The organism is Paracoccus maritimus (assembly GCF_025195095.1).
GTDB lineage: Bacteria > Pseudomonadota > Alphaproteobacteria > Rhodobacterales > Rhodobacteraceae > Paracoccus > Paracoccus maritimus.
This window is the reverse complement of record NZ_JANAVZ010000024.1, coordinates 1-20,791: the sequence shown is the minus strand read 5'-3', so window position 1 is coordinate 20,791 and position 20,791 is coordinate 1. Positions and strand designations below refer to the sequence as shown.

Here is a 20,791-nt window from a genome sequence, read left to right as displayed (position 1 = left end):
CACCGGCGATTTTGTATTGGAGGATTTGGGCTTCATCTTCGTTCCTTCGTCACTACGACGAAGCCCAAATCCTCCTTAAATCACAACCTCAAATCTGTGCCATAGGCGCTGATGGGGGACAATCACGCGCGCCAGGCTCTCTGGTGCCCACCGTCCACAAGCCGCAGGATCCGGCCTCGGGCATCGTTCGCCAAAAGGCACGACGGCCGATGGCAGGCGGGACACCTCAAGTTCGCTCAGTTGAGCGACTGCAGCGCTGCTGGTCATCAGTAGGGCGCAGAGTAGTCCAAACTTGTGCATAATATCCTCCTCTGGTGGATACCGATTTTCTACGTCCTGCAGGACCGGTGGTATTATCCCGAACTTGCTAATGATGAATATCAGGCTCGCATAAAATCCTGTCGTGGCGAAGATCAACGTCCATCGTCCCCAAAAGCGTCCTGGATCGCCATAAGATGTGTAGTCATGGCTCGCGATGCGGCGGCCTCATCACCCGCCGCGATTGCCTTGACAATGTGCTGATGCTTATCGCTGTGTGTGGTCTGGAAGGTCGATGCAGCAAGACGGCGATAGCTGCGATCCCAACTTCGCTGCCACCCCCATGTCGCCGCACTCCCGACAATCCGTCCATTACTGCCACAAGTGCGGGATTTTCCGTAATCTGGCCAAGCGTCTGGTGAAACGCACAGTCTGCTCGCTCGCAGTCTGCATGACGCGTCGCCTCCCGACCGTCGGCGATGAGCTGCTTCAGATATCCGACATCCGTGTCACTCGCGCATCGCGCAGCCTCGGCCCCGATCGGAGGCTCCAACACCAGGCGGGCGCGCAGCAGTTCCTCGGGACTGACATCGCCGCCCATGACCGGCCTTCCAGGAAGGTGTCTCGGCCGCTGCCCGACGAATGTGCCCTGGCCCACATGCCGCCAGATCAACCCGTCGCGCTTCAGCACGTCAAGTCCCGCGCGCACTGTCTGCCGGCTGCACTTCAGTCGGTGAGCAAGATCACGCTCGGCTGGCAGGCGATCACCGGGTGAAAGGGCGACAATCATTTCCCGCAACAGGTGCAGAATATCGGCCGACCGCATGTCTTTTCCTTTTCCAAACCAATTTGCGGACCAATGCTACGCTGTGCCATGTGCGTACATCCAGAACAAGGAGCTACATCGATGGGCGAATTACTACTGTTGATCGCTGCGGGATTTGTGTCCGGGATGCTGAACGCGGTGGCGGGGGGTGGCACTTTCGTGAGTCTGCCTGCCTTGATCTGGACGGGCGTTCCGCCGGTCAGCGCCAACGCCACGGCGACTCTCAGCGCACTGCCCGGCTATGCGGCGGGCGCGTGGGGATTTCGCCATGACATTCTGCAGGAAGGTGATTTGGCTCTGCGGACCATCCTTCTGATCTCAGGGCTAGGCAGCATCGCCGGTGCTCTGCTGTTGATCGTCACCCCTGGTGATGCGTTTTTGGCGATCGTGCCATGGCTGCTTCTTCTGGCGACAGCGCTATTTGCGGGTGGACCTGCAATCCTGCGAGCGATCCGCCGACGGGGTGTGTCAGCCATGGGCCCGGCGATCTCTGTCGGTGTGGTCTTGGCCGTATCGATCTATGGCGGCTATTTCAACGGCGGCCTCGGCATCATGCTGCTCGCGGCGTTCGGCTTGATCGGCTACACAAACCTCCACGCGATGAATGGACTGAAGAACGTTCTGTCCGCCTTGCTGTCGCTGGTCTCGTCGGTGGCCTTTGTCTTGGCTGACATGATCTCGTGGCATGAAGCAGGTCTGCTGGCCGCAAGCGCCGCGCTTGGCGGATATGTGGGCGCTCGTGTCAGCAGGGGTATCCGACGCCTGGACCTGCTGCGAATGTTCATCACTGGAGTGGGCACGGCCACGACGATTGCCTTCTTTCTGCGTTGAGCAGGCTGACAGAGGATTAAAGGACTTCCCGCCCCACCTAGGCGTTTCAGCAGACGAGACCGGAACCTGATTTTATTTCTTACCATGGATTGTTCGTTGCCTGCCGGCCGAGGAGTTTCATGCCCGGCGCACTGACCGTGCTCGTGCAGTGACGGGATAGCTTCCCCGGGACATCACCTGCCCATCTGCGTCGACAACGAGACGAAACGCACGGTCGGCACGATAGAAGGTCATGCGCCAACGTCCTTCGTCTTTGCCAGACCCGCTTTCGGAACGGCTGCTGATGAGGCCATTCCGCATCTCCTCCCGGACCTGTTCTTCCGTGATCTTGAAGGCTCGTGCGATCGCGGCTGCTTCCACAACAAACCCGCTGTCGGTTTTGGATACTTCGTTCATCGCACCATCACCCATAATCCGGTACCGCGCCGGTCTCAGCCTATCGGGCTCAGCGCGGCTTCGCACGAGTGCACGCGCTATAAATAGGTATTTACAATACCACTTGGGACGCGTACCTCAATATCACAACCGTATTCAAGGGCTAGGTTGATGAAATCCATCCAGACACCCCCATCCCGCAGCCCCTCCGCGCGAACGGAGATCGCAGCCGAACTCGAGGCACGGACCGGGCTCGATGAAGCGGTGTTGCGCGGGTTGGTCCATGCCTTCTATGGCAAGATTCGCAACGACTCTGTTCTTGGCCCTATCTTCGCGGCGCGCATCGATGACTGGACACCGCATCTGGATCGGATGACGTCCTTCTGGTCCTCCGTTGCCCTGATGACAGGCCGCTATCATGGCGCTCCGGTGCCCAAGCACGTCGGTTTGCCGATTGACTGGGGCCATTTCGAGCGGTGGCTCACACTCTTTCGTGAGACCGCAACGGAGATCTGCACACCCGCTGGCGCCGCCCATGTCATCGAGCGGGCCGAACGCATCGCCCGGTCGCTCAACTTCGCGGTCGAGGATGCACGAGGGAGTGGCATCCCGAACTTGGCTTGAGGCTCGCATGGCGAAGCAATTGGATATCGATGTTGCCCGCGTTCACGACGAGGCGTCCGCCACGGACCGCACGAGGCTTCTCGTGGACCGAATCTGGCCGCGAGGTATTTCGAAGGCCGATCTCGGGCACGATGACTGGATCAAGGACATCGCGCCGACTACCGAGCTCAGGAAATGGTTCAACCACGACCCGGACAAATGGGGCGAATTCCGCAACCGCTACATGCAGGAACTGGCTGACAACACGGACGCCGTTGACCGCTGCCTCGCATGGTGTCGAGCTGGCCCCGTCACCCTTCTCTTCGCTGCGAAGGACCGGGAACACAACCAGGCGGTGGTGCTGCGGGACTATCTGAAACAGCGTCTCACGGGGGATACCACATGAATGCCGATCTGGGGTCCCTTCGCACCCCTCTGTGCGATCTTCTGGGATGTGAGTATCCCGTCATCCTGGCCGGTATGGGTGGCGTCGCGCGCGCCGAACTGGCCGCCGCGGTCGCAAATGCGGGCGGTTTCCCGACCCTGGGGATGGTGCGCGAGGCGCCATCGCTGATCGCCTCGGAGATCAGGGCCTATCGCAGACACGCGGACCGTCCATTCGCAGTGAACCTCATCCCGGCGGCCACCGACCCCGACCTGCTGAACCAACAGATCGACACCTGCCTTTCTCATGATGTGAAGGTGTTTTCCTTCTTTTGGGATGTTGTTCCGGCGATCGTCGCGCGGGTCAAGGAGGCGGGTTGCCAAGTGCTTTACCAGGTCGGCACAGAGCGCGCCGCGCAGGAGGCGGAGGCCGCGGGTGCCGACGTGCTGATCGCGCAGGGACAGGAAGCAGGCGGCCATGTTCACGGGCAAACAGGAACATTCGACCTGACCCGGGCTCTAATTGACAACTTCGACCTTCCGGTCGTCGCCTCAGGCGGCATCAGCACCGGCGACGGCTTGTCCCGCGCGCTTTACCTCGGGGCCCAAGGTATCCAATGCGGCACCGCATTCCTCGCCACAGAGGAATCCTTTGCCCATGACTACCACAAGCAGCGGATTGTTGCCGCCGAAGCGCAGCATACGGTCCTCACCGACGGTTTCGTCCTGAACTGGCCCAAGGGTTCTGCTGTACGAGTCCTTCAGAACAGCGTCACCGCCGCATTTGGCACCGAACTGATGGGACACGATCCCGACACGATTCCGCGGATGGTCATCGCCCACGATGGCGATATTCCGCGACTGCGCCAAAGCACTGACTCGCCACTTCGTACGACCACGGGCAAGCTGGAGGCGATGGCCCTCTACGCCGGGCAGGGCGTCGGCGAAATCCGCGACATTCCCGCCGCTGGTGAGATTCTGAATCGCGTGGTGCGCCAAGCTTTCCGATCTCTTGAGAGCATGCCTGACTTCGGTGAGTTCACGAGGTCCGCCACTTGGAAACCCTGATGTTGACATTGAGCCTGGCTGGCTCGCAAGATTGGGCCGATACGAACGATATGGACAACTGCCGCGACTGGATAGCTTGACCTAATGATACGCCCCGTTTCATCCGTTGTTCCTGATATCGTGCTTTCCGCGCCTTCGATGCGATGCGGGGGGTGTGTGGCCCGGATCGAAGACACCCTCGACCAAATCCCCGGGGTCGAGGAGGTGCGGGCAAACCTGACCTTGAAGCGCATCGAACTGCGAATGGCCGACCAGGCTTCGGGGTTGGACACCATCTTAGCGCGCCTCGCCGAGATCGGGCATCCGGCAACGGAAATCGACGCAACCGACCTTGAAGGTGAAGGACAGGACGAGACCGCCACTGCGCTCCTCCGTGCGGTGGCCGTCGCCGGCTTCGGTGGGATGAACGTGATGCTGCTGTCGGTCTCGGTCTGGTCAGGGGCGGAGGGCGCCATGCGTGCCGGCTTCCACTGGGTTTCGGCGCTCATCGCCATTCCGGTGATCTTCTATTCCGGGCGCTTCTTCTTTACTTCGGCCTGGTCGGCGCTGCGTGCGGCCCGGATGAACATGGATGTCCCGATCGCCGTGGGCCTTCTGCTGGCGCTTGCGCTTAGCCTTTCCGAGACCCTGCGCGGGGCGCAACACGTATTCTTCGACGCCGCCCTCACCCTGACCTTCTTTCTTCTGATCGGCCGCTATCTCGATCACCGAATGCAAAGCAAGGCTCGGCATGAGCTAACCGCCTTGTCTCGGCTCATTCCCGGAACCGCCTGTCAGGTTCTGCCTGACGGTCAGACCAGGGAAATAGCCCCCACACAGATCACGCCCGGGATGGTGCTTCGCATCCATGCCGGCCAAAGGCTGCCAGTGGACGCGAGGATCCAGTCGGGAACCACGGATCTGGATCGTTCCATCGTGACCGGCGAATCTGATGCCGTCATGGCCGCTCCGGGCGATGAAGTTGAAGCTGGCGCGCTGAACCTCACCGGCCCTGTAGAGGCCCTCGCCCTGCGCGCCATGCAGGATTCGTTTATCGCGTCAATGAAACGGATGCTCGGCTCGGTCAACGGTGCCCGCACCCGCTATGTGAGGATCGCGGATCGTGTGGCACGTCTCTACGCGCCCGCGATCCACGTCCTGGCCGGGGCCACATTCCTCGGCTGGTATCTGTCCACGGGCGATTGGCACGTCTCGGCCTTCGTGGCGATCAGCGTGCTGATCATCACCTGCCCCTGCGCGATGTCGTTGGCGGTTCCCGTCGCCCATGTCGTCGCCGCCGGCCGGTTGATGCGCGACGGCATCCTTATGAAGGATGGCTCAGCACTCGAACGCCTGGCTCAGGTGGATCGGGCCGCATTCGACAAGACCGGAACTCTGACGACGAGTTTCGAGTTCATCACGCTTGCCGACGACCTGGCCGGGGAAACCCTGGCCGCGCTGGCGGCACTCGCGAACGCGTCGCGTCATCCTGCGGCGGTCGCGATCGCAAGGAAGCTGCCCAACCAGGAAATGGGATTGCACCAGGTGACCGAGACCCCCGGCCTCGGGATCGAGGGTAAGCTCCCGGACGGACGCCGGGCCCGGCTTGGCCGCGCCTCATGGGTCAGGGAGATTGCCTCCGCCGAGGCCGAGGGCACCGGCCCTGCTTTCGGTCTCGAGAATGCGCCGATGTCGCACATCGTCCTCTCGGAGATCCTGCGGCCGGACGCGGCCAGGACGATCCGCGAACTGGCCACCCGGAACATCCCCTCCGAGATCGTTTCGGGCGACGATGCTGACCGCGTGAGGGAAATCTCCGAGCGTCTTGGAGGGGTCGCCTTTCACCACGGCCTGACGCCGGCCGACAAGATCGCCCATCTCGAGGTTCTGGAAGCGGACGGACACCGGGTGCTGATGGTGGGCGACGGGCTGAACGATACGCCCGCCCTGGCCGCTGCCTATGTGTCGATGTCTCCGGCCAACGCGACCGACGCCGGACGGGCGGCCGCCGATTTCATCTTCCTGCGCGACAGCCTCGCGGCGATCCCCGATGCCATCGTCATCGGCCGCCGGACAGCACGGGTGGTGCGGCAGAATTTCGGATTTGCCCTGCTTTACAACGCCGTCGCGGTGCCTCTGGCGATCGCCGGCCTCGTCACCCCACTGATGGCCGCTGTCGCCATGTCGTCGAGTTCTATTCTGGTAGTCGCCAATTCGCTCCGGCTGAACCGGTGCCCCACCAGCACCACCCGGAGTCCGATGTGGCCAAGGATCCGCGAGGTGCCGGCATGAACATTCTCCTGGTCCTGATCCCGATTTCCCTCGCAATGGGCGCGGTCGGTGTCGGCGCGTTTCTATGGAGCCTGCGAACAGATCAGTATCGTGACCTTTCGGGCGACGCCGAGCGCATTCTCTATGCTGCGGACCGCCCGATTACGCACAAGCATAGAACCAACCCGACGGAACAGGAGCCGGGATTGTGATTTCAAAGCTCACAGAGACGGAACGACAGACCGCCCTGATCATCACCGGCCTCATGACGCTGGTCGGTCTTGTCATGGCCGCTGCCGGTCGCGCCGACGCCATGGGCGTTCATGGCTGGATCGTGCTACTGGCAGCCGGCCTTGTCTTCGGCATCATTCTCCGCTCGGTGGGCGATCCCGAACCATCAGAAGATCGAACCACCAGCTACTACGACGATCCGACCAAGGCCGGGCTGGTGATCGCCCTGTTCTGGGCCGTCGTCGGTATGGGCATGGGCGTATGGGTCGCGGCGCAACTTGCCTGGCCCGACCTGCGCTTTGACGCGGCATGGTCAAGCTTCGGCCGCATTCGCCCCGTTCATACATCGGGGGTGATCTTCGGTTTCGGTGGCAACGCCCTCATCGCGACGTCCTATCACGTCATGCAACGCACCAGCCGGGCGCGTCTGGCAGGGCATGTCTCGCCGTGGTTCGTGCTGCTGGGTTTCAACCTTTTCTGCATCATCGCCGCGTCGGGCTACCTGATGGGTGTTACCCAGTCGAAAGAATACGCCGAGCCGGAATGGTATGCCGATATCTGGCTTGTCATCGTCTGGGTGGTCTATTTTGTGCTTTACATCCGCACGCTGGCGCGCCGGAACGAGCCGCATATCTACGTCGCCAACTGGTATTACCTCGCCTTCATCCTGGTTGTGGCAATCCTGCATATCGTCAACAACCTCGCCGTCCCAGCCAGCCTGACAGGAGCAAAGAGCTACTCGGCCTTCGCGGGCGTCCAGGACGCGATGACGCAATGGTGGTATGGCCACAACGCGGTGGCCTTTTTCCTGACCGCCGGGTTCCTCGGCATGCTCTATTACTTCCTGCCCAAGCGGGCAGAGCGACCGATCTATTCCTACCGCCTGTCGATCCTGTCGTTCTGGGGCATCGTGTTCTTCTACATCTGGGCCGGCTCGCACCATCTGCACTATACTGCCCTGCCGCAATGGGTGCAGACGCTAGGCATGACCTTCTCGGTCATGCTGCTGGTGCCCTCCTGGGCCAGTGCGGGTAACGCGCTGATGACGCTGAACGGCGCGTGGCACAAGGTGCGCGACGATGCCACGCTGCGCTTCATGATGGTGGCGGCGGTGTTCTACGGGCTGTCGACCTTCGAAGGCTCGTTCATGGCGGTGCGCGCGGTCAATTCGCTGTCACATTACACCGACTGGACGGTAGGCCACGTCCATGCGGGCGCGATGGGCTGGGTGGCGCTGATCACCTTCGGCTCGATCTACTCCGTTGTTCCGCTGCTGTGGAAGCGCGAAACGATGTATTCCTGGAAGCTGGTGGAATGGCACTTCTGGCTCGCGCTGGCGGGCACGGTGATCTACGTCTTCGCAATGTGGAACAGCGGCATCATCCAGGGGCTGATGTGGCGCACCTACACCGACAGCGGCACGCTGGCCTATTCCTTCACCGACACGCTGGTCGCGATGCACCCTTATTACGTCGCGCGGGCCTGCGGCGGGGCGCTGTTCCTGACCGGGGCGATCCTGGCGGCCTACAACGTCTACATGACGATCCGGCACGCCCCCGAAAAACGCCCGGAACGCGACTACCCCACCTCGTCCGAAGCCGCCGAACCTGCCGTTCCGGCAGCGGAGTGACCTGATGTTTCGCAAGATCCTCTCCCCCTTCGCCCGCTTCTTCGAATTCCACGCCCGGACGCATTACCGCACCGAGCGGCACTCGATGGCCCTGACCCTCGGCATCATCGTCGCCGCCGGTGTGGGTGGGTTCGTCGAGATCGCCCCGCTCTTCACCATCGACGATACGGTCGAGGCCGCACCGGACATGCGGCTCTACACGCCGCTCGAGCAGGCCGGGCGCGACATCTACATTCGCGAGGGCTGCTATGCCTGCCACTCCCAGATGATCCGGACGCTGCAGGACGAGGTGGATCGCTACGGTCCCTATTCGCTGGCCGTTGAATCGCAATATGATCACCCGATGCTCTGGGGCTCCAAGCGGACCGGACCGGATCTTGCCCGGCTGGGCAACAAGTATTCCGATGACTGGCACGTGCGTCACCTCGTCGATCCACGCGCCGTCGTGCCGGAATCGGTCATGCCGCAATATGCATTCCTGCTGGACGAGACGCTCGAGACAGAGAGCCTGCCGGACCGCCTCGCGGCGCTGCGGACAGTGGGCGTGCCCTACAGTGACGAACAGATAGCCAATGCCGATGCCGACGCGCGTGGCCAGGCCCGGCCCGACACCGACGCAGCTGACGGGGTAAGCGAACGATACGGAGACACGACCGGCATTCGCCATTTTGATGGGCGCCAGGACCGGGTCACGGAGATGGACGCGCTGGTGGCCTACCTCCAGATCCTTGGCGGGCTCACAGACGCCGCCTTCGACAACCAGCCACTCGAGGACGACTGACAGGATGGACCTCACGCACGAACTGACCTCGGCGATCGCCAAGTCCTTCGGACTCTTCTACCTCATCGCCCTGTCGGTGGGGATCACCGTCTACGCCTACTGGCCGTCGTTGGGCAAACGCTTCGAAAAGGCCGCCAACAGCATCCTGGATGACGAGGACGGGCCATGTCGGTAAAGGAACGCGATCCCCTCACCGGGCACCAGACTACTGGTCACGAATGGAACGGGATCACCGAGCTGAACACCCGCGTGCCGCGGGCGGTGTGGTTCTTCATCATCGTCACCCACATTTGGGCGCTGGTCTACTGGGTGCTCATGCCGGCCTGGCCACTGGTGAACACCTATACCCGCGGGCTACTCGGCATTGACCAACAAGAACAGGTGGAAGAGCGCGTGGCCGCCGCGGATGCCACCCGTGGCATCTGGGCGGATCAAATCGCCGCGCTCCCGCTGGACAAGATCCGTGACGATACGCTGCTCATGGCCCATGTCGACCGGACAGCACCCGCACTCTTCGGTGACAATTGCGCGGCCTGCCACGGAAGCCGCGCCGAAGGCGGCCCCGGTTACCCCTCTCTGGTCGATGATGCCTGGCTTTGGGGCGGTGATGACGAAACGATCCTCGAAACCCTGCGTGTCGGCATCAATGCCCCGCATCCCGACACGCGCTATGCCGAGATGCTCGCCTTTGGCCGCGATGGCATGCTCAACCGGGATCAGATCCGCGTCGTGGCGGACTACGTGCAATCGCTGGCGGGCCTCGCTAGCGGCGCCTCGCCCGAGCGGCTGGAGGTAGGCGCCACGCTCTTCGCCGACAATTGCTCGAGTTGCCACGGCGAGGATGGAGCGGGCATGCTGGACCTTGGTGCCCCGAACCTCACGGACACCCACTGGATCTACGGCGGCTCCGATGAGGCGCTGTTCGAGACGATCTATGGTGGCCGAAAGGGCTGGATGCCCGCATGGGAAAACCGCCTGACCGAAGCGCAGCGCAAGTTGCTGGCGCTTTACATCACCTCGCTGGCCGATGGAGGCCAGGAATGACCATTGAGCGACCCCGTGTCCTGGCGATCTCCGCCGCATTGCTGGTGGTGGCCGTCTTCGCGGCCGCCAATATCCATCTCGTCTCGGTCTCGCTGTCGTCGCAACCGAGCTGCGTTGAAACCGCCAAGGAAGGCGCCGGCACCTACCGCCCGGCGAAACCGTCATGCTGAGCCAGAACAACGCCCCGCCGCCGCCCGACAATCCGCACGTCGGGGGCGTCATCCCGAAGGTGGTCCCACCCTTGGCGCGTCCGAGCCCGCACGCCCGCGATCTGCCGTGGCGCACCGCCTTCACGTGGCTGCGTGCCGGGTGGCGCGATCTCTGGTCCCACCCGCTTCCGAGTCTGATCTACGGCCTCGGCGTTTTCCTCGTTTCAGTCGTCGTGGTCTGGTTCCTGTTCCGCCTGGAATTCGACTATGCCCTATTCCCGGCGCTCGCGGGTTTCATGGTGGTTGGGCCGCTGATCGCCGGTGGACTTTATGAGAAAAGTCGGCGACTGGAGGCAGGCGAACCCGTCGGCCTCGTGCCGATGCTCTTCGTCCGGCTTCGGTCCGGCCGTGCCGGTGTCTTCATGGGGGTCATGCTGCTGGGGCTTTTCCTGCTGTGGATGCGCGCGGCGGTCCTGATCTATGCGCTGTTCTTCGGCATGGTGGCCTTTCCCGGCACCGAGGAGATCGTTCCGATGCTTCTCCTGACTCCTACTGGCTGGGCCCTATTGCTGGTCGGCTCTGCCGTCGGTGCGCTCTTCGCCGCCTTCTCCTTCGCCATCAGCGTTTTCGCCTTTCCGATGCTGCTGACCGAGCGGACCGACGCGCTCTCTGCGCTCGGGATCAGCATGGCGATGGTCTGGAACAACCTTGGGGTGATGATCGCCTGGGGCGCCATCGTGGTGGCGCTGTTCGCCCTATGTCTGCTCACGGCCGGATTGGGGCTGATCCTGGTGTTCCCGTTGCTGGGACACGCGACCTGGCATTGCTACCGCGCCATCCGCTCAGACGACGCTGCCGCGCATGAGGATGACCGCATGTTCATTCGTCCGGCCTGACACGGAAACGGCGGGGCTGCAGAAGCCTGCGACCTGATGCGAGACCGGTCGCGGTAAGGCAAATGTCTGGGGCATCGCCAGTAATGCACTCGAAACCGATTGGCGTCGGCGTTAAAACAATCGCAGCGCAGCTTACCCTCACAGCATCCCCTTCGACTTCATCCTTCGGGATAACGGTTTGCACAACGGCCGAGGATCAAATAGCTGATTGGAAAATGGGCACTCGTGATGTTGGTGCACACATTTTTAGCATCCAGCCAACACTCCCCTTAATGCGACGACGCAAATGAACAATATCGACGAAAAGCTACAACCGATCCTTGCCGAAGTAGCGCGGCGCAATGCCGGCGAGCCGGAATTTCACCAGGCGGTGCACGAGGTGATGGAAAGCCTCGGGCGCGTCGTGGCAAAGCACCCAGATTATCTCGAGCAAGCGCTCATCGAACGAATCTGCGAACCCGAGCGTCAGATTATATTTCGCGTCCCTTGGGTCGACGACCAAGGGCATGTCCAGATCAATCGAGGATTTCGCGTCCAGTTCAACTCGTCCCTCGGTCCCTACAAGGGAGGGATGCGCTTCCACCCGTCCGTCAATCTGGGGATTATCAAGTTTCTCGGCTTCGAGCAGACGTTCAAGAATGCCCTGACCGGCCTGCCGATCGGTGGCGGAAAGGGCGGAACGGATTTCGACCCCAAGAACAAATCCGATGGCGAAATCATGCGCTTCTGCCAATCCTTGATGATCGAACTGCACCGCCATCTGGGCGAGCAGACGGATGTGCCGGCCGGCGATATCGGCGTCGGCGGGCGTGAAATCGGATATATGTTCGGGCAATATAAGCGCCTGACCAACCGTTATGAATCGGGCGTGTTTACGGGCAAGGACATCGCCTATGGTGGATCCCGAGCCAGGACCGAGGCAACTGGCTTCGGCAATACGTATTTTACCAAGGCGATGCTTGAAACGCGCCAGACCGACTTCGATGGCAAGCGCGTCGTGGTGTCAGGCGCTGGCAATGTCGCCATCCATACCATCGAAAAGGTGCAATCCTTTGGTGGCAGGGTCATCGCCTGTTCGGATTCTAGCGGCTACATCATAGATGAAGCCGGAATAAACCTTGCCCTGCTTCAGGAGGTAAAATCCGTGCGCCGCGAGCGAATTTCGGAATATGCCAGGTTACGTGGGAACGGAGCCCGATTTATTCCTGTCGGAAAGGGCTCTGTCTGGGCTCTACCCTGTGACGTGGCAATGCCCTCGGCCACCCAGAACGAGCTGACAGGCAAGGACGCGAAATCACTGGTCAAGAACGGCGTTCTGGCTGTCGGCGAAGGCGCGAACATGCCCTGCACCCCCGCGGCGATCCGCATCCTGCGCGAGGCCGGCATCCTGTTCGGGCCCGGCAAGGCGGCGAACGCGGGGGGCGTAGCAACGTCGGCACTGGAAATGCAGCAGAACGCCAGCCGTGACCGTTGGAGCTTTGAGCAGACCGAACAGCGGTTGGCTCAGATCATGAAAAGCATCCACGACAGATGCGCCGAAACTGCCGATGCATATGGCGCCCCCGGTGACTACGTCCTGGGCGCGAATATCGCCGGTTTCGAGCGGGTTGCCAAAGCCATGCGGATGCTGGGAGTGATCTGAGCCGATCCCCTCGGTCATCGAAAAACGAGGGCGATCTCTTCCTTGCTCAGGAGCTTCCATCGACCGGGAGCCAGCGTGTCGTGCAGGCAGAGATCGCCCAAGCGTTCACGTCGCAGAGCTTCGACGAAATTGCCGGCGGCAGCGAACATGCGGCGAACCTGGTGGTATCGGCCCTCCGTCACGGTGATCAGGGCTTCGGTTTCCGAGATTATGTCCAGCACTGCCGGCGCCAGGGGTTTGTCATCGCCTCTGAGCGTGAGTCTGCCAGACGCAAACACTGCGGTTTCCGTGTCATCGAGTGGACGGGCAAGCGTGACACGGTAGGTTTTTCTGAGCCGGCTTCTGGGGCTGCTGATACGATGCAGAAGGTCTCCGTCGTCGGTCAGAAGCAAAAGGCCAGAGGTCTGTTTGTCCAAACGCCCAATGGTTGAAATTGCGGGCTTGCGGCGTCGCCAGCGAGCAGGCAGCCTGTCATAGACGAGTTCGCCTGCCTCCTTGTGCGAACAGGTCACGCCCAAGGGTTTGTTCATCATGACGACCAGGCCAGCAAGCGGATCAAGCGGCTTGCCCGCAACCGTCATGCGGCGGGGCAGGTCCGCGTTGACAGGGATGCGGACGGAGGAGGCGTCCAGGATCTCAGCCTGATCGAAGACAATGCCACCAGACCGCGCCAGCCGCGCGATGTCCTTGCGAGCACCATATCCCATCGAGGACAAGAGCTTGTCTACACGTGTGAATGAACTGCTGGACAAATCTCGTGATCCTCGTAAACGAAACGCACCATGACGGGTTCTTGCGGCTCTATCGCCATGATCGGTCCCACCCGGAAAGTCCAGTTTGTATGCTGGAGAATGACCGGCTTTCGCTCCATCGGAACGATAGTTTCAGGAGCCGGAGGGTGATAGCCCAGATCGCCATGGGGTCGCTTGGTGTTGTGGTGTTTCCTTCTTCACTCGATCGGAGCCAGCGCTTGGCTGGGGCTACAGAAGATTCCTCAGCTGAACACTTTTCGCCGGACCGGGCATTGAAGTTCTCGCAGCATCCGTTCTCCCAAGGTAAACTCGTTTCGGTGTAGGCTGTCTCGGTCACGCAGGCCGAATCCAGTGCCTGACAGCCTCGACGATTCCCTCAACCACGAAGCGCGCGCCGCAACCTTTTGCGCTCTTCGAAGTCCTGGGTGACGTCGCGCATGATCGCCGCGACCGCCTGCAAGTCACCGTCCTCGCCGCGCAACAGGACGATGGAAAACTGGATCGAGATTTGCGTTCCGTCCCGCCGGATTGCTGGAACAGTTAGCAAATCGCCTGCGCCATATTTGTTTGTCGGGTCCGCATGGTGGCCTCGTAGCCGATCCAGTGTAGCTCACGCAGGCGCTCCGGCGTGATGATGTCCAATGACTGGCCAAGCGCCTCCCCCTCTGCAAAGCCGAATATCCGCTCCGCGCCCCCGTTCCAGACTCGGATGATGCCCTTGCGGTCCGCGACCACCAGCGCATCGGGCATGCCCTCGAACAGCTTTCGCGCAATCTGGTCCTTGTCGACTGTTACCCTCCTACCTCGGTCCCTCGCTCGGTGAGTATGACATCCATCGGGATATCGTGGGGTTGCGGATAGATCGTGGACAGCTGCGCCGCGGCGAGACCCACACCAATACTGAAGGGTCGCGGCGACAGCGCCGTCAAGGTTCGATCGAAATACCCCCCACCATAGCCAAGGCGATAGCCTTCGCTGTCCCATCCCATGAGAGGTGCGAGAACGACGTCCGGCATCACCTCCGGAGCGTCCCGTGGCGGCACGGGAATGTTCCAGTGTCCGCGCTCCATCCGGGTCTCCCGAGTCCACAGGCGGAACACCAAGGGCGCCGCCCGGGTCTCCACCAGAGGCAGAGCGATGCTGCGGCCAGACGCCTGCATCTCGATCATCAAAGATCGAAGGTCCGGCTCATCCTTGATCGGCCAATAGAATGCGATGACCCCGTCGCCCTTCCCAGCAGAATGCCCTGCAAGCAATCTCTCCAGTCCTGTCATCAGCGCTACACTTGTTTTTGTCCTCTGGGACGAGGAAAGCGTCCGACGCGCTTCGCGAAGTCGCTTGCGTGCAGCCGTGCGCCACCGGGCCACGTCGCGCGCTTGTTCGGGATCTAAGGCCAAGGGGTCGAAATACCCAGGATCGACCTCTGCCGCCATGCAGGGCGGCGAGGCAAAGTTTCCCTCACTCTTGAAGCTGTTGGACCCATTGTCCATGTACGAACTCCAAACTTCAGGTGTAGTCATTCTCGCGGCAGGAGCCGTCTCTCTGCGCCGGGACTATTCACTTCTCTGGATAAGCGCCATAATGGGCACTGTAAATACCACTTCATGGATGGCAGATGCGCCTTACCTCATTCACCGACTACGGGCTCCGCATGCTGATGCGCCTTGCCAGTGCGCCGGACCGGGCTTTTTCCACGGCTGATCTTGCCGAGGAATTCCAGCTTCCCCGCAACCATCTCATTAAGATCATGCAGAAACTCGGCCGGGCCGGACTGGTGCAGACACGCAGGGGATGCGGTGGCGGTGCCACCTTGGCCCACGCCCCCGAGGATATCCGATTGGGGGACGTGGTGCGAGTGTTGGAAGAGGGTCAGGCGCTTGTCGAGTGCCTCCAACCGAACGGCGGGGATTGCACGATCGACGGATGCTGTCGCCTGAAGATCCGGCTTCGAGTGGCCGAGATGGCCTTTATCGAGAACCTTAACCGCTCGACCCTTGCCGATGTTGCCCTCCCCGCACCGGAACCCGTCTGACACGGCACGGCATCATGACGCCATGTTGGCGCAGGTTAACTGAGACGGCACGTTACACGCGCTTCCTTACCGCAGATCGGTCTGCTACTCGACGCGTCAGACCGGTTCCACGGTTTCGATCTTCATAACGCAGACAATGACAGTGCAGCCGTCTTCTTTCTTTAGGGGCTCCTTCTGGTTTCTTGACATGCCCAAGAGAGTTGCCCCAAGCAGAGACCCCACCGGAATGCGCCCCGGCCGCTCTGCTATGCTCATGGTCAAAATGCCTTTCCGTACTGAACCAGTGCTTTCAGCATAAGTAATGCGTTTCATAGGCAATGCGATTTGGTCGATGCCTTTGCCAATCGCTTTCCCGGCCGTTCGCATCTTGTAGCGCAGGTTCCCTTCTACAAGACGCGGCATATTTCGTGCCGCGGGGTCATCTCGGGAAAGCAGCGACTCGATGCCGGTGCGGTCAGAAGGCCGAAGATAAAACTCCACATCATTGAGGCGATTTTCTGGCGAGATGTCGTAAGCAAAGCTATTCGGCATCCGCACATGTTGTGCGTTGGTCATGTTGGTCTCCCGGGGGCTGATCTCACCAGACCCGATATCTCTATCAAAATGTTCGAGAAATCCCCGGGCGGCCGTGAGCGCGGTTACCCGCTCGCCCCCCGGGCAGGGAGGCGGTTCAGAAGCAGAAACCGGAAGAAGCTTTCGTTCGTAACCATGCACATAGGCTATGCAACAAATGGATTCTGTCAACCGTCACGGCCGCGGTGCCGCGAAGTGACAACACCAAAAGAGTTGGTTCTCACTGCTGCGCGACAAAAAAAACCGAGGTCAGCGATCTCCTTTGGCGGGTCATCATCCATGAGCCTCGTCCGCCTCTGATGGCGTCAGTGCCAGAAAGTCGCAGGCCACGCCGTGCTCTTGATAAGCCCATGCGCATTGCCGATATATCAGTCATGACCATGTTCAGTCTTCATACGAGGTTCCTGCTCAACGCAGGAAACACACTGAACCGCCGGTAGCCCCGGGCGGGATCAGGCCGCTTGCCGGTCCGCGCCTCGGGGTCTCCTCGATCTCTTACAGATCATTCGAAGTGGCATACGCGCCAATCGGGCCGGTGGATCACGCCTGTGCGGGTCGCTCGGCTGACGTGGTGCGTGCGTTTCGGTTCAGTTTCTTCGTCATGGAGCATGACATGCACCCCCACGTCTTCAAATCCGACACCCCTCACTTCTCATCCACTCGAACGACAAATCAACGCAACCGCACGTCTCGAGTGCTTCGACATTGGCTCCGAAACGCATTCCGCCGCTGGCAACGCCGGAAAATGATTGAAGCTCTTCGGCGAATGGATGATCGCATGCTGCGCGACATCGGGATTGATCGCAATGAAATCCCACGCGTCGTCGATGGTTTTACGGATTGCGAACTGAGCATGCGCCCAGTTTCTTCGCATTTGGATGTCGACGCGGGATAGCGCGGCGGCCGAACCTCAGGGCCTACCCTATTCTTGAGACTGCGCACCACCGGACGCCAGTGGTGCGCGGCAATTCCGGACTAGCGGCTCCCATGAAATGAAGAATAGGAGTGTCGAAATGATGATCTGTAAGGCGGACTTCGAAGAGCTGTTCCCGTATCTTTTCGCACCGAAGGACATACAACCTTTGTCGGCAACGTCGAGCGCCAGCTGCCTGAAGCGTGGGAAAGACTATGGTGGTTGCACGACATCGGCAAAGATCATCCCGCTGCGATGCGACTGGCGATACAGAAAGCTCGACGTGGCCCATTCTTCGAGGTGAGCCGTCGGTGACCCACTGACGTCGAAGCCCGCCTCGTGGACCTCGTCATCAATTCGCCTTCTTCACCTTCTCGGGATCTGCGCATCCTTGTCCGTTCCGGAACCGGCCTAGTCGCCAAGATTGACAGGTTGCACCCAAAGACTAAGGTCGCCTCATGATCTCGCACGAAAACCTTTCCCGGTTTCTGCTTCTGAACCGCCCGAGTCCCCGGGCGGTCTGCGCTTGAGCGCGTCTTCAACCACCCGGGGCTTTCTCACATCCTTGCATCTGAGAACGCGGGCTTCACCGCTCCGGGAGACACATCATGACCATTAGCAGGATCCCCCTTGCTTGCCGGCAGTGACTTTTGATCGCTTTTTGAACGCTCTGCTGTCGAGCCCGGCTTTCTTCTCACGTTCGACGACCGGCACAGCATCGAGCGCCTGCTCCGCCATCGCGGAACCAGCAATTCGCCAAACCCCCCTCTTCTAAATGGGCTGCTGCGCCACAAGCTGCGGATCTCGCGCGGAACTCCCGAGCCGGCCTCGCCTGATCTTGTCGTGGCCGGATGCCACGTCACCTACATGGTCAGCGGTGAGGGCGCTCGCAGCGGCGTGCTCTCCATGAACTCCACGCCGGTCCCGGGACATATTCTCGTTGCTTCATTGCTTGGGGCGACCCTGATCTGGATGCGAAAGCTGCAGAAGGTTCCGCTTCTGCGGGACGACGGTCAGATCGAAGTGTTGTGGTGTTGGATGTGCATCCGTCTCCGGACCAAGCCGCGGCCTGATACTCTGATCCGCCCCTGGCGGATCAGGGACCATGGCTACCTATAATTCACTCACATCACAGGCAGATTGAAATGAAACCACGATGAACAAACAACGCCCCACCTCTTCCGGCACCGGTCGGAGGCCCAAGGTCGTCATAAGCGCCGACTGCCTGGGAAGGCTCGAGGCACTTGCTGAGGGCGCGATCCAGCGCAATCCGGACCTTGCCGACCGGCTGCTCGGCGAAATCAGCCGGGCCCGTATCGTTCCGGCGGCGAAACTCTTGGAGAACGTGGTGGCTAACTGTCGTGCGGTGACCTATCGCGACGAAACGACCGGCCAGGAAAAGACGGTAACGCCGGTCTTTCCCGAGGACGCCGACATCGCACGCGGCCGGATCTCGATCCTCACATCGATCGGTGTTGCCTTGATCGTACTGGCAGAGGGCGCATCGCTCCATTGGGACACCAGGGACGGAGAGCGGCGGATTCTGACCGTGCTCCACGTCGCGTCCCAGAATGTCCCCGAAAGCCTGGAGGCACAATGAACCGACATTCCCGGGGCCCTGCCGAAGCCCATGTTCTGCCCGGAAGGAGCCACTTGATGCGCTGACGAAGCCACGACGCTCCTTCCGGGATATCGGCAATCGCCGCTTCGGCGTCTTTCCTTCCCGTTGAAAGAGGGTCTCATGAATCTTCACCTTCCGCTTGCCTGCCCGTCCTGCAAGACATCGCTTCCCCGCGCAGCCGCTCATCGCTGTCCCAGCTGTCGGCACATTCTCGGGGGCAATACCCCCATTATCCGAATTTCCTGTCGTCGTTGTGGCTCTGCCGTTGAGCGACATGCCGGCGCCGCCGTGACCTGCCGACAGTGCAGGTCTCGTCGACCATCGCGGCACCAGCAACAGGGCTGCTGACATGAGATTTCTCTCTTATCTCCGTCGGCTGATGTGGCCTTCCGTTGTGCTTCTTGTCGCCGCCGGTCTGGTATTCTTCGACCAGGATGTCCAGCAGCGGGTCGGACTATCTCTCCGCCTGCTTGGCGGCGTTGTCGGCTGCCTTGCTGCGGCCTGGCTCGGTAGCCGACTGTTCGGCCTGTTCGCAGATCGCCGGAGACGCGACAAGCGCCCATACCCGCGCCTGTTTCGAGATCTCGTGGCGGTTCTGCTGTTCTTCGCCGCCATCGTTGCCTCTGCCGCGCTCTTGCTGGGACAAGGTCTCCTTGGCGCGCTTGCGGGATCGAGCTTGATACTCGCGGTGCTGGGTTTCGCAATCCGGAACGTCGTGGCTGACACGCTGTCCGGCATTGCACTGGGCGTCGAGGCCCCCTATCGGATCGGTGACTGGGTCGATATCGAGCAGGTCGCACGAGGAAAGGTCATCGAGATCGGCTGGCGCACGACACGCCTGCTGACGCTGGACTCGACCTACATGATCCTGCCGAACAGCCAGATCGCGCGTCGGCGCATCATCAACTATTCCGCGCCCAAACCCCAGTATCGCGCGCAGCTGTCTCTAAAGCTTGCGCATGAGGTTCCTGTACTCACCGCCAAGGAAATCATCCTGAAGGCGGTGAGCGAAGCGCGCTTGATTCAGAGCGAACCGGCACCGGATGTCCGCGTTCAGGAGCTGGGAAGCGACGGCAATTCCTATGCGGTCCGGTTCTGGTTGTCGCGCTTCGAACGGGACATCGATTGCCGGGACGAGCTGCTATCTCTGATCGACCGCGCGATGCGGCAAGCGAAAGTCCCGACCCCACGCATGCAGATCGAGCTGAATCGTCCCCACGGGAAAGCCATGCTTTCCGTCGATCATGAAACGGAGGTCGCACGGATATTCGCAGCGCCGCCCAATACAAAGAGCATCGAAGCGTGAGGAGTGGCTGACAACATTGAGAGAAATCCGATGAAAACGGCCATGGCGGCCAGCATCCTCCGGCTGCTCTGGAGGCGGGAAATCGACGTTGCTGACCGAACTCGCTTCCTGAGGCTTCGAAACTGTCGGGGAGCCCGGCAGGAAGATCGTACAGCAGGAGTTGAACGGCGCAGGTGTGGCACTTCGCTGGATCGATCTCGCAGCCTTCGCAAGGCGAGCCATCGATATGGCGACCGGACACCGCAACCGCGTCGCGTCTTCGCAGGGTTGGGTGTTCTTCTATTGCGGGCTGCTGGGAGCGGCCATCGCGCTGGAAGAGGCAACCGGATTGGGGGCCTCCTCCACCCTGTCGGGACACGCCCGCTTCCACCACCAGGTGTTTCTGACCTCACCCTGGCCAGAAATCCACCATAGGGACAGTGAACGCCGACAAGACGTGAATAATATTGGCTGATCGAGGCTTTCGACTGGCACGGATAAGATCCGGCCATTCTGCCAAAGCTTAAGTTAGCATCCGGCGTAGGCCGCGGTCATACGACTTGGCGGTGCTCCGCAGCTTTCCAGTTCCATGGCAGTAGAGCGTGCACCTGGGAAGCGGTCGTTTCAGGTAGTCGTGCGAGGACGTC

At 61.1% G+C, this 20,791-nt stretch carries 23 protein-coding genes and 2 pseudogenes; 18 read left to right on the top strand and 7 right to left on the bottom strand.

The features are described from left to right. Positions 1-413: 413 nt before the first annotated feature. Together MU516_RS19400 and MU516_RS18845 are read right to left on the bottom strand one after the other, a co-directional pair. On the bottom strand, positions 414-515 hold the full coding sequence (locus MU516_RS19400; protein ID WP_345780859.1) for a hypothetical protein: 102 nt from the start codon (positions 513-515) through the stop codon (positions 414-416). Positions 516-670: 155 nt separating this feature from the next. Next, positions 671-1,048, bottom strand: a pseudogene (locus MU516_RS18845) (FadR/GntR family transcriptional regulator); the annotation flags it as partial. 12 nt (positions 1,049-1,060) lie between these two features. Here MU516_RS18845 and MU516_RS18840 point away from each other — a divergent pair. Further along, a complete protein-coding gene (locus MU516_RS18840; RefSeq protein WP_425606889.1) occupies positions 1,061-1,915 on the top strand; it encodes a sulfite exporter TauE/SafE family protein in 855 nt (284 codons plus the stop codon). Positions 1,916-2,032: 117 nt separating this feature from the next. Here MU516_RS18840 and MU516_RS18835 read toward each other — a convergent pair whose 3' ends face one another. Beyond that, positions 2,033-2,311 (bottom strand): DUF6522 family protein, encoded by a 279-nt coding sequence (locus MU516_RS18835; protein WP_260278746.1) that lies wholly within the window; start codon positions 2,309-2,311, stop codon positions 2,033-2,035. Between the two features lie 150 nt (positions 2,312-2,461). On the opposite strand from MU516_RS18835, the gene MU516_RS18830 reads away from it, so the two are divergent. The 12 genes from MU516_RS18830 (at position 2,462) to gdhA (ending at position 12,968) form a co-directional block, all read left to right on the top strand. Beyond that, the gene (locus MU516_RS18830) at positions 2,462-2,914 is read left to right on the top strand and encodes a group III truncated hemoglobin (protein WP_209059459.1); all 453 of its coding nucleotides are present in this window, start codon (positions 2,462-2,464) and stop codon (positions 2,912-2,914) included. 7 nt (positions 2,915-2,921) lie between these two features. Next, positions 2,922-3,299 (top strand): DUF488 domain-containing protein, encoded by a 378-nt coding sequence (locus tag MU516_RS18825; protein WP_209059456.1) that lies wholly within the window; start codon positions 2,922-2,924, stop codon positions 3,297-3,299. Beyond that, positions 3,296-4,345, top strand: coding sequence for an NAD(P)H-dependent flavin oxidoreductase (locus MU516_RS18820; protein WP_209059454.1), 1,050 nt, complete (start codon positions 3,296-3,298; stop codon positions 4,343-4,345). The genes MU516_RS18825 and MU516_RS18820 overlap by 4 nt, the downstream gene beginning before the upstream one ends. Before the next feature lie 84 nt (positions 4,346-4,429). Next, the gene (locus tag MU516_RS18815) at positions 4,430-6,616 is read left to right on the top strand and encodes a heavy metal translocating P-type ATPase (protein ID WP_311319127.1); all 2,187 of its coding nucleotides are present in this window, start codon (positions 4,430-4,432) and stop codon (positions 6,614-6,616) included. Next, positions 6,613-6,807, top strand: coding sequence for a cbb3-type cytochrome oxidase assembly protein CcoS (gene ccoS / locus MU516_RS18810; protein ID WP_209059449.1), 195 nt, complete (start codon positions 6,613-6,615; stop codon positions 6,805-6,807). The genes MU516_RS18815 and ccoS overlap by 4 nt, the downstream gene beginning before the upstream one ends. Positions 6,808-6,860: 53 nt before the next feature. Then, on the top strand, positions 6,861-8,456 hold the full coding sequence (gene ccoN / locus MU516_RS18805; protein WP_209059482.1) for a cytochrome-c oxidase, cbb3-type subunit I: 1,596 nt from the start codon (positions 6,861-6,863) through the stop codon (positions 8,454-8,456). A 4-nt stretch (positions 8,457-8,460) separates the two neighbouring features. Continuing rightward, positions 8,461-9,237 (top strand): cytochrome-c oxidase, cbb3-type subunit II, encoded by a 777-nt coding sequence (gene ccoO / locus MU516_RS18800; protein ID WP_209059441.1) that lies wholly within the window; start codon positions 8,461-8,463, stop codon positions 9,235-9,237. A gap of 4 nt (positions 9,238-9,241) precedes the next feature. Beyond that, positions 9,242-9,412, top strand: coding sequence for a cbb3-type cytochrome c oxidase subunit 3 (locus MU516_RS18795; RefSeq protein WP_209059438.1), 171 nt, complete (start codon positions 9,242-9,244; stop codon positions 9,410-9,412). Beyond that, positions 9,403-10,281 (top strand): cytochrome-c oxidase, cbb3-type subunit III, encoded by an 879-nt coding sequence (gene ccoP / locus MU516_RS18790; protein ID WP_260278745.1) that lies wholly within the window; start codon positions 9,403-9,405, stop codon positions 10,279-10,281. Before MU516_RS18795 ends, ccoP begins: the two co-directional genes overlap by 10 nt. Further along, positions 10,278-10,451, top strand: coding sequence for a hypothetical protein (locus tag MU516_RS18785; protein ID WP_190325630.1), 174 nt, complete (start codon positions 10,278-10,280; stop codon positions 10,449-10,451). Before ccoP ends, MU516_RS18785 begins: the two co-directional genes overlap by 4 nt. Next, positions 10,445-11,326 (top strand): DUF2189 domain-containing protein, encoded by an 882-nt coding sequence (locus MU516_RS18780; protein WP_209059432.1) that lies wholly within the window; start codon positions 10,445-10,447, stop codon positions 11,324-11,326. The genes MU516_RS18785 and MU516_RS18780 overlap by 7 nt, the downstream gene beginning before the upstream one ends. Positions 11,327-11,612: 286 nt before the next feature. Then, a complete protein-coding gene (gdhA, locus tag MU516_RS18775) occupies positions 11,613-12,968 on the top strand; it encodes an NADP-specific glutamate dehydrogenase (RefSeq protein WP_260278744.1) in 1,356 nt (451 codons plus the stop codon). 14 nt (positions 12,969-12,982) lie between these two features. Here the strand turns inward: gdhA and MU516_RS18770 are convergent, their stop codons facing one another. The 3 genes from MU516_RS18770 to MU516_RS18760 all read right to left on the bottom strand — a co-directional run bounded on the left by MU516_RS18770 (position 12,983) and on the right by MU516_RS18760 (position 15,153). Continuing rightward, positions 12,983-13,720 (bottom strand): pseudouridine synthase, encoded by a 738-nt coding sequence (locus MU516_RS18770; RefSeq protein WP_260278743.1) that lies wholly within the window; start codon positions 13,718-13,720, stop codon positions 12,983-12,985. Between the two features lie 540 nt (positions 13,721-14,260). After that, positions 14,261-14,482: a PAS domain S-box protein gene (locus MU516_RS18765; RefSeq protein WP_260278747.1), complete on the bottom strand. Its 222-nt coding sequence runs from the start codon at positions 14,480-14,482 to the stop codon at positions 14,261-14,263. A gap of 29 nt (positions 14,483-14,511) precedes the next feature. Continuing rightward, positions 14,512-15,153, bottom strand: coding sequence for a 5-formyltetrahydrofolate cyclo-ligase (locus MU516_RS18760; protein ID WP_209059418.1), 642 nt, complete (start codon positions 15,151-15,153; stop codon positions 14,512-14,514). Between the two features lie 182 nt (positions 15,154-15,335). Here MU516_RS18760 and MU516_RS18755 point away from each other — a divergent pair, with 182 nt between their 5' ends. Continuing rightward, the gene (locus tag MU516_RS18755) at positions 15,336-15,752 is read left to right on the top strand and encodes an RrF2 family transcriptional regulator (RefSeq protein WP_209059404.1); all 417 of its coding nucleotides are present in this window, start codon (positions 15,336-15,338) and stop codon (positions 15,750-15,752) included. A 96-nt stretch (positions 15,753-15,848) separates the two neighbouring features. Here the strand turns inward: MU516_RS18755 and MU516_RS18750 are convergent, their stop codons facing one another. Next, on the bottom strand, positions 15,849-16,307 hold the full coding sequence (locus MU516_RS18750; RefSeq protein WP_260278742.1) for a hypothetical protein: 459 nt from the start codon (positions 16,305-16,307) through the stop codon (positions 15,849-15,851). 619 nt (positions 16,308-16,926) lie between these two features. Between MU516_RS18750 and MU516_RS18745 the strand changes: the two genes are divergently transcribed. The 4 genes and pseudogenes from MU516_RS18745 to MU516_RS18730 all read left to right on the top strand — a co-directional run. Then, positions 16,927-17,220, top strand: coding sequence for a DUF1127 domain-containing protein (locus tag MU516_RS18745; RefSeq protein WP_311319128.1), 294 nt, complete (start codon positions 16,927-16,929; stop codon positions 17,218-17,220). A 1,174-nt stretch (positions 17,221-18,394) separates the two neighbouring features. Beyond that, positions 18,395-18,838 (top strand): nucleoside diphosphate kinase regulator, encoded by a 444-nt coding sequence (gene rnk, locus MU516_RS18740; RefSeq protein ID WP_260278740.1) that lies wholly within the window; start codon positions 18,395-18,397, stop codon positions 18,836-18,838. A 415-nt stretch (positions 18,839-19,253) separates the two neighbouring features. After that, positions 19,254-20,165, top strand: coding sequence for a mechanosensitive ion channel family protein (locus MU516_RS18735; RefSeq protein WP_260278739.1), 912 nt, complete (start codon positions 19,254-19,256; stop codon positions 20,163-20,165). 124 nt (positions 20,166-20,289) lie between these two features. Next, a pseudogene (locus tag MU516_RS18730) lies at positions 20,290-20,619 on the top strand (AAA family ATPase); the annotation flags it as partial. Positions 20,620-20,791: the final 172 nt, after the last annotated feature.